The 16,374-nt window shown below is 52.5% G+C and carries 14 protein-coding genes; 4 read left to right on the top strand and 10 right to left on the bottom strand.

Annotation, left to right across the window (positions count from 1 at the left end):
* Positions 1 to 148: 148 nt before the first annotated feature.
* Positions 149 to 667, top strand: coding sequence for a hypothetical protein (locus LAC81_RS27045; RefSeq protein WP_223730204.1), 519 nt, complete (start codon positions 149 to 151; stop codon positions 665 to 667).
* 21 nt (positions 668 to 688) lie between these two features.
* Here the strand turns inward: LAC81_RS27045 and LAC81_RS27040 are convergent, their stop codons facing one another.
* From LAC81_RS27040 to LAC81_RS27025, 4 genes are all read right to left on the bottom strand, one after another.
* Positions 689 to 2,059: an SH3 domain-containing protein gene (locus LAC81_RS27040; protein WP_223730203.1), complete on the bottom strand. Its 1,371-nt coding sequence runs from the start codon at positions 2,057 to 2,059 to the stop codon at positions 689 to 691.
* Positions 2,060 to 2,386: 327 nt separating this feature from the next.
* Positions 2,387 to 2,674, bottom strand: coding sequence for a nucleotidyltransferase domain-containing protein (locus LAC81_RS27035; RefSeq protein WP_223730202.1), 288 nt, complete (start codon positions 2,672 to 2,674; stop codon positions 2,387 to 2,389).
* Positions 2,674 to 3,318 (bottom strand): hypothetical protein, encoded by a 645-nt coding sequence (locus LAC81_RS27030; RefSeq protein ID WP_223730201.1) that lies wholly within the window; start codon positions 3,316 to 3,318, stop codon positions 2,674 to 2,676. The genes LAC81_RS27035 and LAC81_RS27030 overlap by 1 nt, the downstream gene beginning before the upstream one ends.
* Positions 3,315 to 4,001, bottom strand: a complete 687-nt coding sequence (locus LAC81_RS27025) for an HNH endonuclease (RefSeq protein ID WP_223730200.1) — start codon at positions 3,999 to 4,001, stop codon at positions 3,315 to 3,317. Before LAC81_RS27025 ends, LAC81_RS27030 begins: the two co-directional genes overlap by 4 nt.
* Positions 4,002 to 4,362: 361 nt before the next feature.
* Here LAC81_RS27025 and LAC81_RS27020 point away from each other — a divergent pair, with 361 nt between their 5' ends.
* Entirely contained in the window at positions 4,363 to 6,561 is a 2,199-nt protein-coding gene (locus LAC81_RS27020) for a TonB-dependent hemoglobin/transferrin/lactoferrin family receptor (RefSeq protein WP_223730199.1), read from the top strand.
* A gap of 1,020 nt (positions 6,562 to 7,581) precedes the next feature.
* Here LAC81_RS27020 and LAC81_RS27015 read toward each other — a convergent pair.
* From LAC81_RS27015 to LAC81_RS27000, 4 genes are all read right to left on the bottom strand, one after another.
* Positions 7,582 to 7,854 (bottom strand): hypothetical protein, encoded by a 273-nt coding sequence (locus LAC81_RS27015; RefSeq protein WP_223730198.1) that lies wholly within the window; start codon positions 7,852 to 7,854, stop codon positions 7,582 to 7,584.
* Positions 7,855 to 8,052: 198 nt separating this feature from the next.
* Entirely contained in the window at positions 8,053 to 8,874 is an 822-nt protein-coding gene (locus LAC81_RS27010; protein WP_223730197.1) for a hypothetical protein, read from the bottom strand.
* A gap of 219 nt (positions 8,875 to 9,093) precedes the next feature.
* Positions 9,094 to 9,252 (bottom strand): hypothetical protein, encoded by a 159-nt coding sequence (locus LAC81_RS27005; protein ID WP_223730196.1) that lies wholly within the window; start codon positions 9,250 to 9,252, stop codon positions 9,094 to 9,096.
* A gap of 168 nt (positions 9,253 to 9,420) precedes the next feature.
* Positions 9,421 to 10,731, bottom strand: coding sequence for an ATP-binding protein (locus tag LAC81_RS27000; RefSeq protein WP_223730195.1), 1,311 nt, complete (start codon positions 10,729 to 10,731; stop codon positions 9,421 to 9,423).
* A gap of 554 nt (positions 10,732 to 11,285) precedes the next feature.
* Here LAC81_RS27000 and LAC81_RS26995 point away from each other — a divergent pair.
* On the top strand, positions 11,286 to 11,630 hold the full coding sequence (locus LAC81_RS26995; RefSeq protein WP_223730194.1) for a helix-turn-helix domain-containing protein: 345 nt from the start codon (positions 11,286 to 11,288) through the stop codon (positions 11,628 to 11,630).
* A 10-nt stretch (positions 11,631 to 11,640) separates the two neighbouring features.
* On the opposite strand, the gene LAC81_RS26990 is transcribed toward LAC81_RS26995, so the two are convergent.
* Positions 11,641 to 12,675, bottom strand: coding sequence for a hypothetical protein (locus LAC81_RS26990; protein ID WP_223730193.1), 1,035 nt, complete (start codon positions 12,673 to 12,675; stop codon positions 11,641 to 11,643).
* A gap of 535 nt (positions 12,676 to 13,210) precedes the next feature.
* Between LAC81_RS26990 and LAC81_RS26985 the strand changes: the two genes are divergently transcribed.
* Positions 13,211 to 15,001, top strand: coding sequence for a DUF262 domain-containing protein (locus tag LAC81_RS26985; RefSeq protein ID WP_223730192.1), 1,791 nt, complete (start codon positions 13,211 to 13,213; stop codon positions 14,999 to 15,001).
* 407 nt (positions 15,002 to 15,408) lie between these two features.
* Here the strand turns inward: LAC81_RS26985 and LAC81_RS26980 are convergent, their stop codons facing one another.
* Positions 15,409 to 16,074, bottom strand: a complete 666-nt coding sequence (locus LAC81_RS26980) for a GntR family transcriptional regulator (RefSeq protein ID WP_223730191.1) — start codon at positions 16,072 to 16,074, stop codon at positions 15,409 to 15,411.
* Positions 16,075 to 16,374 lie beyond the last annotated feature (300 nt).

The following is a 16,374-nucleotide window of genomic DNA, read 5'->3' as shown; positions in this document are numbered from 1 at the left end:
GATGGCAGCATGAGGGCTTCGCCTGAGTGTTCCTGGTTGGCAATTGAGGTCGTCGATCTTTTTATGAAGTCCCCGCCGCCGGAGCTTAGTTCCAAGAATTTTGCTCACACGAGCGCAGGCTTTGGCCGCTCTGTCAAAGAAGACGCCAATGCTCTTGAAACGGAAGGATGGAAACAATTCCGAACGTCAGTTGGCGTCCGCTCTGTCGAAGTTGTCTTGGTTCATGCACCCAGAAGGTTGGACAATCTTCGATAAATACGTCGGGGCAGCTGTGATTGGCCAGGACGGATCAGGGTTGGCCCAAATGTCGGCATTCTACCAAAAGCTCGCGCCATCCTGGGAGGCTAGATCGAAGGAAGTGTGCGGCGCGGCCGAGCTGGCTGGTTTTCACCCCTTCTTGGGCTATAGGATCATTGACAAATATCTCTACTGTCATGGCCTGGGTATGTATCGCGAGCCAGGTCAGGTAAGGAAAACATTCAGGCTCATCGCAGCTTCAACGCTTGAAGATAAGCTATCCCGCCCCGCGGTCGAGGAACACCGACGGTCATTGATCTGGACTTTGGAAGCCTTTGGCGATCCCATTGTAGGAAACCTCCGCAATCTTGCGGACATCGTCGGAAAAAGCTTGTCCGAGTTACCAGTCTTCAAAGCCGCGACCAGGTAACTATGCTGGGAGACCGATCCGCTATTGAAAACGCTTCATCAGCTTTGCGTACACCCAACCTGTGACCGCTTGACCTGTCACAGGGTCAGAAAATTCGACCAGAATCCAGTTTTCGACGGTGCCAGACACGACAACGATATTGCCTTGCTGCAACTTTCCAAGCAATTGGGCAGTCTTATCCGGGGCTGCTCTTATATTGGCAGTTCTGACAGCGACTGCCTTCGAAACCTGTTTCGTTGCCTCTTTAAGAGAGGCCGCAATCTGGTCGAGTTTGTCGAGCTTTTCGCCATTTCTGTTCAATTGTTCGACGATCGCCGTCGTGCCATCGGGCTTCGCCATGTCTTCTATGTGATGCGTTTCCGCCTGAACCATGGTCAGGATCGATATAACTATCGGAACTAGGAAAAAAATAACCTGCAGGAGCGAAACCTTCTGCGACGGAGTCGTTGCGTTCGCTACTGCACTTTCAATGGCTTCAACCAGCCTGTTCACCTGCTGATCGAAGTCGTTTACGGATTGTGCTGGACGAGACTCCATCTCATCGAGCAATCCCACGCCACGCAATAGCAGGGATTCCTCGCCGGCCTGTTGCCAAAGCTCTCGATCTGGAACCAACCGCAACGCTCGGCTAGCTACAGCGGTGATCTCGGCCAAAGAACGGTCGAGGTTTGGTGGCGGGGAGATGAGTAATGACGCGGATAAGGCGGCGGCCATGGACGGGGCCGCGAGCGCTCTCATATCGTCCTGCATCGACGATACACGTGCAAGAATTTTGCCGTATGAGCTTGTAGGCCCGAATGCTAACGATTGGTGTCTTTGAAGGTCTTCCATGAAAGTTTTCATGGGAGCCATCTTGTCGGCCAGCTCCTTCGAGAGATTTCCTACGCTATCTATGCCGGAGATTTTTCCAACTGATGCGACGCGCTCGTTCAAGTCGCGCATCGTTTCTGTCATTTTCTCAAGGGAAGTAAGCGCGAAAGCGGACTTAAAGCTCCGAGTTAAGACCTCTGCGGTTTTTATCTCTGTAAAGCCCGGAAACCTTGTCTGAATATCCATCATTCTTGGAAAACTGCCCTCGGCAAGTTTCGAGAACGCGGTCATCTCCTGTATCCGTTTGCCTAGAGCAAGTGTCGCTGAGTTCTGTAAATTGAACCCGGCGGACAAGCCCATTGCCAGCCTCTGCGCGTCGATTGCCTGTTCTTTCAGCTTTTCTAAGCCACCTGTTGCTGCAGCAAGAGTGGCGAGGTCAGATCGGGCTTGCTTGATTTGTCTGGCTTCGAGGGGGCGGATCAAGCTTGTCGGCTTTCGTGACACATCGACGGAGGGACTCTCCAACTGCGAAATTTCGTTTGATGCCTCTGGCTGCCCGTTTTTTTCGTCGTCTTCGGTCACTTGCACCCACCGCTGTACCGTGTTTGCATTTAGATACGCGTACCTTGCATCCAAATGCAACCCAACGCCGGGTGCAAGCGGCGTTAGCCGAGTTTGCCACCTACTCCTAGCTAGAGCCTTCACAATCGATGAGGATCGCTGGTGATCAGCCTCGCTCCAGTCGTCTTCATCCTGGGCCCAGTGGCCAAGTCAATCCCGAAGATTGGCCGCTGAACCAGGCTCAGTGGATGCGATGACACGCGAACTCCGTTTTGGTGCCAGCGTCGATCAATACCACAGTTTGGCCTGGCATGATCTCTACCCGATGTTTCCAAATGATTCTCTAGTCTATCGATGCCCCGCGAGTTCCAGCAGAGCAACGCACCGCTCATTTTCGACAAAGCCTGTTTCCACCGCCTCGGACGGCAACATGTAGAGGACATGAAGAGGAAGCTCCTCGCCCGCGTTCGCCAGTTCGGCTTTCAGCCGCACCAAGGGCTCACCCGGCGGCCCGACGACCAGAATGTCGATATCTGCGCCGACGCCCCGCAGAGACGAACCGAACATGTAGGGTTCGAATCTGGTCATAGATGGACAAGATGAGAGAATGAGGGAAGCCACCTCAGACGCTGTCATCAAGCTTTCCCCATATACTCCTTGAAATCGTCCCACTTCAGTACCTCACACCCAAGATCTTTTGCTGCGCTGATCGCCTCCAAAGTTGGGCTGCCGTTAGGATTGATGTTCCAAAATACATCCACCGCGCCGAACCGATCCCAAAAAGAGCGCACCGAGTCGGCAATTGGCTCATACTCCAACAGCAAGCCTACCCTCAACGTCCGACCACTTTTCACGGTGATGTCGTATAACCGGTCATAGTGCCGCTGGATGCCTTTTACGACGCTCTTGGTTTGCAACAGTAGTCTGTGTGAAAACCTGAAATCCTTGTGTGGGGCCCCCCTAGCCTTGCCCGCCTGCGAAGCAGTAGCAAGGGTACCGGGGGTTCCCCATCCAATTCCGCGCTCTTCGAGGAATTGGATCGATGCACCATGCCAAACGCACTCTTTGCGGTAACCACACAGGAAATCGATCTGCGGGCTCTGTTGTAAATAGAGTTCGGCTATTGTGGCGTCAATTTCCCTCGCCCCGGAAATGGCAGCGACAACGTCGGGCTGATGCATCACCGTTAACTTAATGATGTCCCCGCCCAGGGGTTCAGCTGTGATGCCTGCGTAGGCCTTCGGAAGAAAGTCCAGGGCGTAATTCACCTGCCAACTCATGCGAAAATGGTCTCCATCGCTTCCGGGAATCTTATAGTACCCCCAGCTTCGCCACAAACGTGGCGTGCTGTCAGCCCTCGGACATGCTCTCGATATTCGGCAAACGTCTTCCCTTCATCGTCGGACGCGTGACGCAGATTTGCTTCAATGATTGCCTGAATCCGATAATGATTGGGCAAAATGACGCTCCGCATACGATCAGTCCATGTTATGGCAGTCGTCGACTCGGGATCATATTCAAACTCTGATCCTTCGGAAGGCGCAAACTTTTCCCAGATCGCTTTATTCTGTGCCAAACCTACGGCAACGGCGTCGCGAACGTCGCGGCGGTTTTCGTAGGTAATGATGCCTTGCTTGCGTGCCAATGCACCGAAATGGTCTCGCTTCCAACCGAGCAATGTATCGCGAGGATAAGCTTCAGGATGCTTGTCGACGATGGTATGGCATGTCGGGCACAGCAAAATCAGGTTCTCGAACGAGTCGACTTCAAAGTCGCCGTCTGGTCGCGCTTCATAACGAGGGCCGGTATCCCCGTGGGGTATGACGTGCGCCATCTCAGCGATATGCTTCAGGCCACCCATCTCGTCAGGGAAAAGCTTGCCCAAGCAGCGCTGACAGTGGCCCGCCGCGTCTGCGAACAAACGGAGTTTCGTTGGAACGGGAATGGCATCGCGCTTTGCCATGGGGGCCCTCTGGATTACTCTCATGAGATGGCATTAACTCCCAATCAATTCAAGCCCTTGAGCTGCACTCCCGGCCGAAACCCGTTGGGCATGTAAATTCCGATTCAATGATCCTTGAGTTACCGCCATCGTGCGATCACGTTGGCGATTGTCTCAGACCGACCACCTTTGATTTTGGTCCCTGCCCCAGTGTAGAGGACTCGATTGGCGGCGCGCTGCAATTATATATTGACAACTTTTGTCATGTTTTTTAGTCGTGCTAATGAAACGGACGGGCTTCTGTTTCAAAAGAGCTAGCCAGCCAATCGGAACGCGCGTCGGCGAGCCAGCCAAGCTCGAGATTTTTCGAAAGGATATATCGATGATTGACCGTCGTTTTCGTACGGTTCTTTTGGCGTGCGCCGCGTTTGCCGCCGTTTGCCTCCCAAAGCACTCCCAAGCACAACAACGTACGACTAACTCAACTGCTTCCGCCGCCACTAGTCAGGAGACGACCCTGCAAAAGATTGTGGTAAAGGGGAAGCGGCTCGTACAGGAAGGCTCCGTTTCAGACTCCCCTGCCACCACGGTTACTACAAGGGCTACCCTCGAGAAGAAACAGGTCGATGAACTGAAAGATTTTGGAAACACCGTTGATCCCAGCGTTACATATAACGAGGCGTCGAAGAGCGTTAATATCCGAGGGTTGGAACAGGATCGTGTTCTAACTTTAACAGACGGGATCCCGATCCCATACTTCTTTGACGACGTTTACCGGTTCGGTGGCGGAGCCGATACGTACGACTTCAATTCCCTGGCTTCAGTTGATGTCCTACACAGCGCAGACTCAAGCCGCGCTGGCTCTGGGGCATTGGGCGGTGCATTGGTACTGAATACGCTTGAACCAGAGGATCTAATCACCGATGGGAATAGCTACGGTGGACAGATAAAATTCGGATACGCGGGATCGGATCGTTCCCTCACGGCTGCAGGGGCTGTGGCCGCCGAAATCCGAGACACTTCTATTCTCTTCCAGTCATCCTACAAACGAGGGCATGAAACGAAGACCGGCGGCGACGTCGCCGGAACCGGCGTTGCGAGGACGATCGCAGATCCGTTGCGCTATTATCAACGCAACTACTTATTCAAACTACGTCAGGGATTGGAAGGTGGCCACACGATAGGGGTCACCGCCGAACATTACAGCCACGATTCGAACAAAGATTTCCGCTCGTATTCAGGATACAGGACAGCGACCGGTTACAGCTCTTACAATTCCATAGTCGAGATGACCCGTGACCGTGTTTCGTTGGACTATGAATACGAAGCAGAATCATCTGACAGTCTCGTAGACAGCGCTTTTGCAACTCTATACTGGCAGCGTAGCGCCCGTGATGAAGGGACGCTAGGAGTTCGAAAGACTGCTCCTCTTGGTGAATACGACCGCGTCATGCAGAGCGGGGAGCGCGACCTTGGCTTTAAGGGATATGCTAACTCCGCGTTTGAAACTGGAGCTCTCAACCACGAACTTACCTTCGGTACGGACTTTCAGTTTTCGCAAACAGATTACTATCTTTTTGGCATCGACAACTGCGCCACAAGTCCCTCAGCGGGTTGCGCCTTTTACCATACAAATCAGAACTACGCTCCTGATGTGAATTCGTACAAGTTCGGACTTTACGCCGATGACAAGATCAGCCTCGGTGATAGCCAGTTTTCGCTGACACCTGGTGTTCGGTTCGATTGGTACAAGCAGGACCCGCAGGAAACGGCCGGCTTCGCTAAGGATCTGCCCGATGGGCAATCCGGAACGCATTTATCGCCGAAGGTGCGTGCAAGTTGGACGCCATCACCTGACTCAGAGCTTTACGCGCAGTTCGTGACCGCGTTCAAAGCTCCCAGCACCTATCAGCTCTATGTGGACTACGATAACCACCCCTACTATCGGTCGATCGGGAATCCCGAGCTCAAACCGGAGAGTAGCTGGGGCTTCGAGGTCGGAGCAAATTTTGGCGATGAAGATCAGGGTGCACGGATTAGCGCCTATAGCACACGATATCGAAATTTCATCGATAGCACCGGCTTAGATAGAACCATCGATCCGTCCTATTTACTGGGCGTGCAGACTTACGAAAACAAGGAAAATGTTCGGATCTCCGGTGTCCAGCTCGAGGGCCACCAAAAATTCGCAAATGGCATGCAACTTCACGGCGCGCTCTACTATGCGAGAGGAATGGACCTCGATGACGACTCGCTCCTCGCCTCCGTCGCGCCTCTGAAGGCCATAGTCGGTGTCGGCTACGAAAAAGAGACGTGGGGCACCGACCTAACAATGGTCGCTTCCGCCGCCGTTTCGGAAAAATCGCAAGCGAGCTCCAAGCCGCCTGGATATGGAGTTATCAATCTGACTGCCTGGTGGCAGCCCGAGCAGCTTTCGGGGATGACCGTTCAAGGTGGGGTCTATAACATCTTCGACAAGACCTACTTTGATGCGCTCGAAGTCAAAAATGTCACCACGCTGACAGATCTATATTCTGAGGCAGGAAGATACTTCAAAGTCGCGGTCTCGCAGCGCTTCTAACAAATGATGGAGGGCGGAGTCCTCCAGACCTCACCGCCCTCCATCAAGGTTGCAACGCGAGCGAGGCTTGAAGGTCGGGACGTTGTATTGCAGAGAATGCCTGCTGGAGGGTGCTAAATTGGTCGTGGTCACCACCCGGTTTGCCGGGGCCCGCGCTCCTGTTCGACCCTATACGGGACGCTATATCGATGAGTCGGAGCGCGTGTGAGAGCAACTGCCGTCATCTAACACGCGAGCGATGGATTAGGGGAAAGGAACTTAAAGGTGCTTAGGATGCTAGAACGACCAGCGTCGCTATAGTCCAAAGGATCTAATCAACTGCGATAGCCGACCGATCCCACAGGACGCAACGGACGGTCGGCTATCGCGACTTACACCCTGCAAGTATCGAACTTTCCCGGCTGTTGTTGCTTGCAAGTGCCCACCTAACACTAGGGAGTCGCCCTACGAAACAAAAAAGGAAAACCTATGCAAACTATAGATGACACGCGAAAATCCCGCTCGAGGAGGCCCAAGTGCCGCGGATTAGAGGCGGTCGCAGCCGAGAAGCTAGTCGGCAGTAACGTTGGCCGCTCGCTTGAAGCCCACGACCTCCTTCAGACAGACAGGAGGCTTGTTTTAACGAACTGCATCGGCGGCGGCATAGAGGCAGTCCTTGGACCAGTGATCAGTGAGGGTACTATCCGCGTTGAAATGGATTCCATACTCCGTCGGTGGCCGAAAGCCTTATCTACCTATCGACAGTGGGCGTCCGAGGGGTTGGTCAGACCGCTGAAGTACACAAGCCCGTGCACCGATTTGTGGATCGTCCCAGTCGCGCATATTGACAGCTTCGACCGCGGACCAGAGCTATTCGAGGGGCATTTGCCTCAGTTGCGGGAGCTGCCACTTGACGATCGAGCAGCGGCGGCCAGAGCGTTACTGTTTTGGAAAACGTTCGGCCATTGATTTGACTTCGCTCCTCACCAATCATAGCCGGGCGAAACACATGATCTCAAGCGCGAGGTCAATGTTCGCTAGTCAATCGACTACAACGGCAACAAGCTTCTTGCTTATCATTGTCAGCTTATAATCCGCATCTGGGTTATTGAGCATATCCAACAGGGCGGATGTGTCGGACCGAAAACGGCATTCGTATAGTGCCATCGCCGCTTCTATATGGTCCTCCTCTGGCAGCGCTCTTTTTTCATCACGCAGTTCCTTCGCCGCGGCCTTGCACTCCTCTAAGGTCGAGGTGAACGAAAGCGAGGCGTCGCTGCCGGGCGCAAGCTGAAAGCCATAAAGTATGTGCATGGGGAACACTCCTGCTTCCTGATGCACGAACGACTAATGCCAAAAGCGCCGTCGCGATAGTTGGTGAATCCTACAATGTATTGAAGCGGGTGACCTGCCCCCCAACGTTTTATCCGGGGCTAATACAGTCTCGACGCCAAATGGCACGGTGCGAGTAATCGGCGGAAAGGCGCAGCGTGGTTTGGCCAGCCGGATTATTCATCCGTCCATCCGCGTAGCCGATCCCACAAGCTCATTGAACTCGTAGAACACAACCTCTACTTTGAAAGGAAACTCGAGCGAGGCTCTCTTTAGAGTGCGTTTGATTTGATGCACCCTAGGATCATTCACCGGGTAATCCAGTGCTATCGCCCACACCATGGTTACTGAGCGAGACTGATTAGCCAGAGAACTGACGAAAGCGGCAACCTTGCCCATCTCCCGTTTTGCGGTCGCCAAACTCGGTCCCGACTTTCGATAAAACTTCGTCTCAACGATGACTACCGAGTCAGAAGTAATCGCAACGCCATCGAAGCCGATATTGGGAAGCTTGGCTGGGGAAACTCCTCGCGCCAGCGAAATTCCGCGGTCTTTCGAGTACCTGGCTATAAGAAGTTCTTCGGCGAGAAGTGCAGGGGAACTCGCCAACAACGGCTTACCAGGTTCGTCCGCGCCGACAAATGTTGGCCCGTCCTGAGCGGCGGCATCCTCCAGACTCTGCTCGGTCGTTGCTTCAGATTCCGTCGCTTCGATGTTAATCTTTTCGAGGCGGACGCTAGGCTTACTTTGCTCGAACAAGCGCTCAAACGAATTCGGATCACTGTAGTCTGAGGGAGCGTATAGCACGACATGGTTGAGTGCCAGCGTGGTAAAAAAGATGCCAACCAAAGCCGTTGGAAATAGCATCAGAAACCAGACGTATGTATACTGGATATCTTTCTCAAGGAACGGCAGTATCACGGTTCCACTAACTTCAGCGAAGCCGGCGAATGCGGCAATAACGGTCAGTGGATTTTTGATGTGACCGATTTTTTCAATCATTATATATTACACTCACAAAGATTACTGGCACTATCACCGACCAACGCTTTAATTGCTCTCGATCGAGCAAACTTATCTCATCTTCGTTATCAACCTATCACCCCTTCACGTAGTCGGACCGAGCAAACGCCGTTCAAAATTGAACGTGGCAAGATCGTTTATGTCTAGTTGACAGGCAACCTGCCAATCTAGCCTGACGGGCATCTTAGGTTGAGATTATCATTCAGATGGCCCCTTCACGGTGACGATGGACGGCCAAGTCGGCCCAAATGACGTCAGCATTTGCGTGGAAATCTCGCGGCTGCGCTCCGCCGCGATAGGAATGCAGTGCAAACCCTCCTTTTCGAAAATTTCAAGCGAATCCTTGACCAGGCACATGACCGGCATCCCTAGCGCCCCAAAGAAAGCACTCCGACGCCTGTCACCAGCGGTCCGCGCTGTTTTGCGGAACTATGTAGCAAATGCGACAGGATTTCAGACCAGCTAGTGGTTTGGCTTTCGTCTAATGGCGGGCCTTCCAAACCTCTGTAGCTGTTTCTTATGCCCTTACGCATCATGGAGTTGGCCCGAGGCCATCTTCTCGGTCGGTCGGCCGTAAGACGAGAACATCGACAACGGTATTGCAAAGTGCCTGTCGCCAAATGTCAGGACCTTGTCGCCAAGATAGATGACCAAGCCCACAAAATTCCACTTTTTGGCCGGGCCGGTTTTGAACGTATGGAAGTTCTTGAAGTCGCTCGCCGAAATTGTAGATGAAGCCTTCATTTCGAAGCCAACCAAAAGGTCGCCGTTCTCTGCTATTATGTCCACTTCCGCCCCGTCACGGTCCCGCCAATGGAATAGCCGCCACTCATCTTGTTGCAGGGGAAGACATTTAAGTAGTTCGTTGAAGACATAGGTTTCTACTAGATAGCCGAGCGGCGTTTGATCCTTTCCAGGATCGAAGTCTGTGGCCGTCAAACCTCTTAGAGCAGTAGCTATTCCGGTATCAACGACATGAGATTTCGGATGCCTGATGTCTCGTCCTGCTTCCCCCGATGCCCACGCTGGCAGTCTTATAACCAGCGACAATCGTTCAAGAATATCTACATATTGTCCGGTCGTCTGCCTTATCAGGTCGATCTTGTCCCCAACGCCGTTAATGTTCAATTCATGGCCAGTCCGAACCGCCAATTGATCTACTAACCTCCGCATGGCGTCGGTTCTCCGGATTTTCATCACATCCGCAACGTCCCTATCCACGATAGCGTCTATGTACTCTCTGTATCGACGCTGACGGGAGCGCTCAGGAAGCGGTCGTATCTCTGGATATCCCCCACGGATGATGCGGTCGACGTATTCCGCTCGTGATGTCGGCTGGCAAGTCGGCAGCGATGCCATTTCCGCGCCTTCCTTGGCCCATTGGAGCAAACGACATGGTTCCACTCCAGCGATTTCAGCTGAACTCAGTGGGAGCATTTTCAGCGTCTGAACGCGTCCTGTAAGAGAATCTGTGACATCAGCGGAAACAAATATGTTCGACGATCCTGTGAGTACGAACTGGCCCATCTTCCGGTTCTCATCAACAATCCGCTTTATCGTGAGTACAACACGTTTGGATCGCTGGACCTCGTCAATGATTATTGGTTCTCCCCGTGCCAAAGATACCATAGATTGAAGTTGCCCTTGAGGATCGGCCTCGACCGCTGCCAGCATGCTCTCATCATCGAGTGATACAAAATAACCTTTGTTTAGCATGTCCCGAACCAAAGTCGTCTTCCCGGTCTGCCGTGGCCCTATTAGGTTGACCACTCGCGCACTTTGCAGTGCATCGTCAATCTCGGACTTCAAGTGTCGGTCATATAGCTTCTCTGTCATTATAGCTCGCTCCAGAACTAAAAAGTCACTTATTTTAGTACGTTAGGCGCAAGGTGACCGTCAAGGGACCATCCGCAAAATGTTAGTTAGGAGTGTCGCGGAATGTAAGATAGAAGTTCCGCAAAATGTTAGTCAGAGAAGCCGCAGAATGTTAATTTGAATTTCGCACATTGTCAGTTAGAAGCTCCGCAGAATGTTAAACATGAATGAAGTGAGAGTGTAAGCACGAGCAGATGTCAAGGTGAGAAGACTAAACCAACCGGCGGACATCACTCCTTTTAGTTGAATTGCTCGGCCGCCCGCTTTATGGCATTTGCTACATAATTCCGCTGTTTTGAGTTTTTCGCGTGTAGGACGGCAACGTTAAATCTCGTTAAGCATATATACCCGAAAAGGTTGTTTCATCACCTACAACTACGCCTAGTGAATCGAGCACACCAAAAATCAAGCTGTAAACTAGGCCGCAGGCGATGACATATTTTTGCCTTAGGCGAGTTTGATCCATCCCCTCCGGACTGGAAAGCAGCAACCTACCGTGGAGACCACGAGCTTCAATGTTGTCCACGGGGGATCGTCTGAAGGTCGCGTTAGAAGCCAAGGGTGTTAAGAAGCAAATGGCTTTTGCGGCCCAAATCGGCGTCAATGACTCCGTAGTCAGCCGGTGGAAGCGGGGACAAAAATTGACGCTTCAGAATGCCGTCAGAATTTGCCAAGCTCTTGATATCTCCCTCGATTGGCTCGTTCTGGGCCGAGGCACAATGGATGCCCATCGAGTATCTAAGGATCTGGACAAACTTACCCTGTTCTCCGGATCTGCTGATGGCATTCCGGAACCTATTGTAGCCGCCCTCATCACGGTAACGGAGGCAATCCGGGCCGAGTTCGGCCCGGATCGTTAATAAGTCCAATTTAAATCGAGACGAACCACAATTCTCCGTCAGGCATGACGCAATTCAACATGAGGCCCCGTGTTTGCTGCACGCCGTTTAGGTTGAAGGTGACCAGGTATTGCTTTTCGTCATACAGCGGACTGAAGACGTTAGGCGCAACTGCCGTGAGCTGCACAAGTGGATGATTTTCCGTATAAAAGCCCGTGGCGGCAGTAGCGAATGTCGTAGTTTTTGACCAATTTGTCACAATGATATTTGTCACTGGAGTTGGCGCAGTAAGCCAATCAGCGCTGCCGGAGCGTGTGCCAATTCGACGAGCTGTTTGGAGCGCATTTGCCCCAGGTGACTTAGGAAAGAGCAGTTGCCCAACTTTCATGGTGTCGAGCTTGACTGAGTAAGTTTCCTTGTCTTCGACAGTTATGAACAGGACGCGCTCGTAGCTAACGTCCACCTCAATTTCAAGTGACATGGGAAGAGCAAACATCAGCTTTCCGGTCGAACTGTCCTGGAAAGCGAAGAGGATCGCATAGCTATAGGTGGTCTTGTGGCTAGTCTTTTTTTCCCAGAAGATCCACGCGTCGCCCGACTGTTCGTCGAGGTTAGTGAAGGCGTCCGTTATCGCGGCAGTCATCTGGGCAACCGAACTCGCTCCTAGGGCAACCCCCATTACTTTCTTTAACGTCTCGAGAATCTGGTTGATCATTGCAGACACAGCGCTGTGCTGCTGATTGAGCGTTGTCTGGTGGGTATTAAAGATGCCGATCTTGTAAGGTTGGCTTTTGACATCGAGGCTTTCGTTGTAGTTAGCGATTAGCTCTCGCGCTTTTCCGGGGATGAACCGTCCGCTTGTATTGTCGATAGCTCCGTTAAACAGCGCAGTCAGCGAAATCGCTTGAGTAAGGTAGTCGATGTCATCAATGGCGACGATCTCCTGAAATTGCTCCGCTTCGTCCTGCGTTGTATTGATGAACACAACGGGTGACTTTCGCGGACGCATAGCCCGTTTCGATCCATGAAAACCTTGCTCAACGGAGGTCCTAAGCACTTCGTTCATTGCATCTTCTCCTTGTTTCGCGACCGCTGATTTGCAGCCATTGCGAGTATAGGAGAGAGTTGCCGGAGGTGCTGCGCTCTTGGTTTGCGTGGCGGGCAATTAGTTTGCACCGGGGGCAACTAACTATCATTGACTGTCCGGCTTTCCCGCGCCAGCGCCGGCACAACGGGTGAATTACGCTTGCGACGCAATCCGAGGAGCCCTGGATTCCAAGCGCCGCGAGCGTGTGTGAAGCAAGGGGGCTACTTCCGCTCGGCTTGGTACATCGGTCAGCGTCATTCGTGAAAACAGTCGGGCCACCCAGATCATGTACGGAAAAGTCGGTACTTTCTGCACCTAACTCGATGTCTGCATAGATGTGCCCACGGCCTTAGCCCCGGGGCAGCGATCTACTGTCGTGACCCTGAAAACGCTTCGCGATTGAGAAAGGAAAATTCGGTCGCTTCATGCGCCATGGCTCCACTCTAAACGAATTGTTCTTTATTTGGCGACTACACCTGCAATTCTGAGTTTAATTTTCATTTTGGATAACGCCATGTTGATAAAACCCATCGCCCTGACGCTGGTACAGCTCTTGGGATCCACGAACGAGCAGTTCATTATTCCCTCGTACCAGAGGCGTTATTCCTGGAGAAAACAACAAGTCTGGGAATTGCTCGACGACATTCACCTGATCGAAGGCACGGATACGCACTTGCTTGGAAGCATCGTGTGCCTGATCGGTCCGCACAGCCCGTCTCTCAACGAACTTGAGCTAGTCGACGGCCAACAGCGCTTGACAACGCTTTGCATCCTGTTGGAGTGCTTGCGAGAGCGGTTCGTCCAACTTGACCAAACCGACATGGTTCACGATATTACCCGCCTACTTACCGCGCGCGCGTTCGGTGGTCCAAGTCAACCGAAGATCAAACTGGAGACTTTGGACGCAGATGATTTTCGAAGCCTTGCGGGCAGCAACTCCCAGAATTTAGATCATCCCATCGGCAATCGCACACTTCAGGAAGCTTTCCTGCGGACGCGTGAATGGCTTAGCGGATACGCCGATGACGAGCTCAGTCACTTCACGTACAAACTTCTGAACCAGACAATCATTGTCCGCTTGGACGTCAGTGACGCGAAAGACGCGTTCAAGCTTTTCGAAACAATCAACAACCGCGGCCTGAAACTCAGCGCGACTGATCTGATTAAAAATTTCATGCTGGGAAATGCAGCGCGCTTTGGTACTTCAGAACTGGAAGACGCCAAGAAAAGCTGGAGTAAGCTAACGGCATACTTAGATGGCGCGGATTCGGATTCGTTCTTCCGGTATTTCCTGATTTCAAAGCTGCATACCCGGCTTACTATGTCCGGTGTGGTGTACCAGTTTCAGGCTTACTTCATGAATGAGGTCGCTGAAGCTTCGAAACTCCCTGACCGACACTGGTACGCCTATGAAGAAGAATGGGAGGACGAAGAACAAGTAGAAGACGAAGGCGCGGGTGAGACCACGAAGCCCAGTCTTGAGCCTCATCCGAAGATGAGCTTCAATGAATTCCTACATCAGCTGGTCCTAGCCTCGAAGGCGTACGGAGAAATCTTACGTGCCGAGACAGGAATTCCAAAGATCGACCGACATCTGCGGCACCTCCGGCAGATTAAATCAGCTCAGTCGTACGGGTACTTGATGCACCTGCGGACAGGCGGTATCGATGAAAAGACCTTCGTAAAGGTTCTCAAACTCACGGAAAACTTCATCCTCCGTCGACACGTATGCAGGGAACGAGCAAACGAGACCGAAAGTTTGTTCGCCCATCTGTGCGCAGTGGATCCGCGAAATCCGCTGGAGGACACGATCATTGCGTACCGCGAAGCATGCCCGGTTGATGAGAAGTTTCGTGACGAATTCAGAGTTGCGCAGTTTACCTCCAACATTCTCGAGAGAGCGCGGTACTGCCTGGAGCAACTCGAGTTATCGAAGCACGGCGATCACCTCGAGCTCGGGATTCTTGGAACAGATGCGGTGCACGTCGAGCACATTATTCCAAAGCAGATTAAATCAAAAAAGAGCAAAGACGAATTCGGCGATTGGCCAGCATACCTCGGCGAACGTGCTTTGAGTCGGCACCCGCAATATGTCCACCGCATCGGAAACCTGACCCTGTTTGCGGGTACTTTGAATATTGTGGCGTCAAATAACCCGTTCACATATAAGAAGGGTGGATACAGTCAGTCATCAATTCTCATGACAAAGGAACTCGCGCGGGAGAACGACTTTCGCTTCAAGGAAGTCGAGGCGCGTTCTGCCGTATTGGCCGAACGCGCGGTCCTTCTTTGGCCCGCACCTTAATAGCTACCTCGCCGGGTTATGAAACAGGCGAATAAATCACACTAGAAAACGCTTTCGTTGCCTTGCGTCGGGACGTGCCTCGTCCCGACGTGTTGCAGAGCATCAACAATGCGGTTTAAGTTGCGGTCTCGTGAGCGTAGCCAATTGGCATGTTCGCAAAGGCCGAACTCTACCGAAGGATCTGGAGAAGCCATTGGCTGCGCATGACGGCAATCAGTCATCGACAACCTCGATGTGAACTGAGGTAAATGTCTTCTGGATCTGCCTACCCGATCTCATAGCAGCGGACGACCGGCTTCTAAAATTGAGGTCTTTTCATCGATCTTAAACGCAGAGAAATCGCACGCGGGCCAGTCCGAACTTGAGCGACGTTCCTTGCTCAATGAACAGATTTAGAGCGAACGAGTTCATAGACTTGCCCCGTCAATGCGTGAGAAGGCAGCAAGAACGGTGCGCTCCGATTGCATTAGATAGGCTTCGAGTGCCGTCGAAGCTTCGGCCAACATTCCTGCCTCCAGCTTTTCGAGAATAGCCACATTAAGGTCAACATAAGGAGCATGCAGCAGCTCAGGATCCGCGAGCAAGCCGAAGCTGAGACGCAACTCTGCGGAAATCTGGGCATAGAAAGCGTTCAAGCGCTCACTGTCCGCGAGTTCGACGATCGCGGCATGAAACTTCATGTTTTCGCTGCCGACCACGCGCCAGTCTCCGGCTGTTCGAGCAACCTTCGCACGCTCTACGGCCGAGCGCATACGTCCAACCGCTGGATGGTTGGGATAGGCTCTCGAAACTGCCTGACATTCGATTACCCGCCGCACACGATAGATATCAATAATCGATGCCATGCTGGGCGTCGCTACGAACACCCCCCGATTTGGTTGATGCCTGAGCAAACCTTCCTTCGTCAACAACCGGAAAGCTTCACGGAGCGAATTCCGCGAGACCTCGAGGTCGGCACTGAGTGCCGGCTCGGACAGGCGCTGGCCGGGCTTAAACTCGCCTGCAATCAGCTTGTCTCGTATATCGGCCGCTAGCCGCGGCGCCAGTGCCGACGCGTGATTTTGCTCAGCCATCAGAGCCCCCTTATGCATTTGAATCACCCTCCCCTTGCGCATCGATATAGCGGTTCGGTTCGAATGGGAACACATGAGGAAATTTGTAGTCGGGAGACCGAATGCTACCGTTCGATAGGTTTAGTGGCTTCAATAACCCAACCCCTTAAAGAGAAACGAAATTGCAGTCCGCTCGGTCTGATTTGTTCGCTCAACGATCGTAATAGATAGTAGAACGTTACAATAATAATCGTTGAACAATCTTGACAGAATTGTGAAACGTGTCACCGTAGCGCCCATCAACACCGCGGCTAGCCCAGG

The sequence above is a fragment of the Ensifer adhaerens genome, from assembly GCF_020035535.1.
Taxonomy (GTDB): Bacteria; Pseudomonadota; Alphaproteobacteria; order Rhizobiales; family Rhizobiaceae; genus Ensifer.
This window is presented reverse-complemented; position numbering and strand designations above follow the sequence as displayed.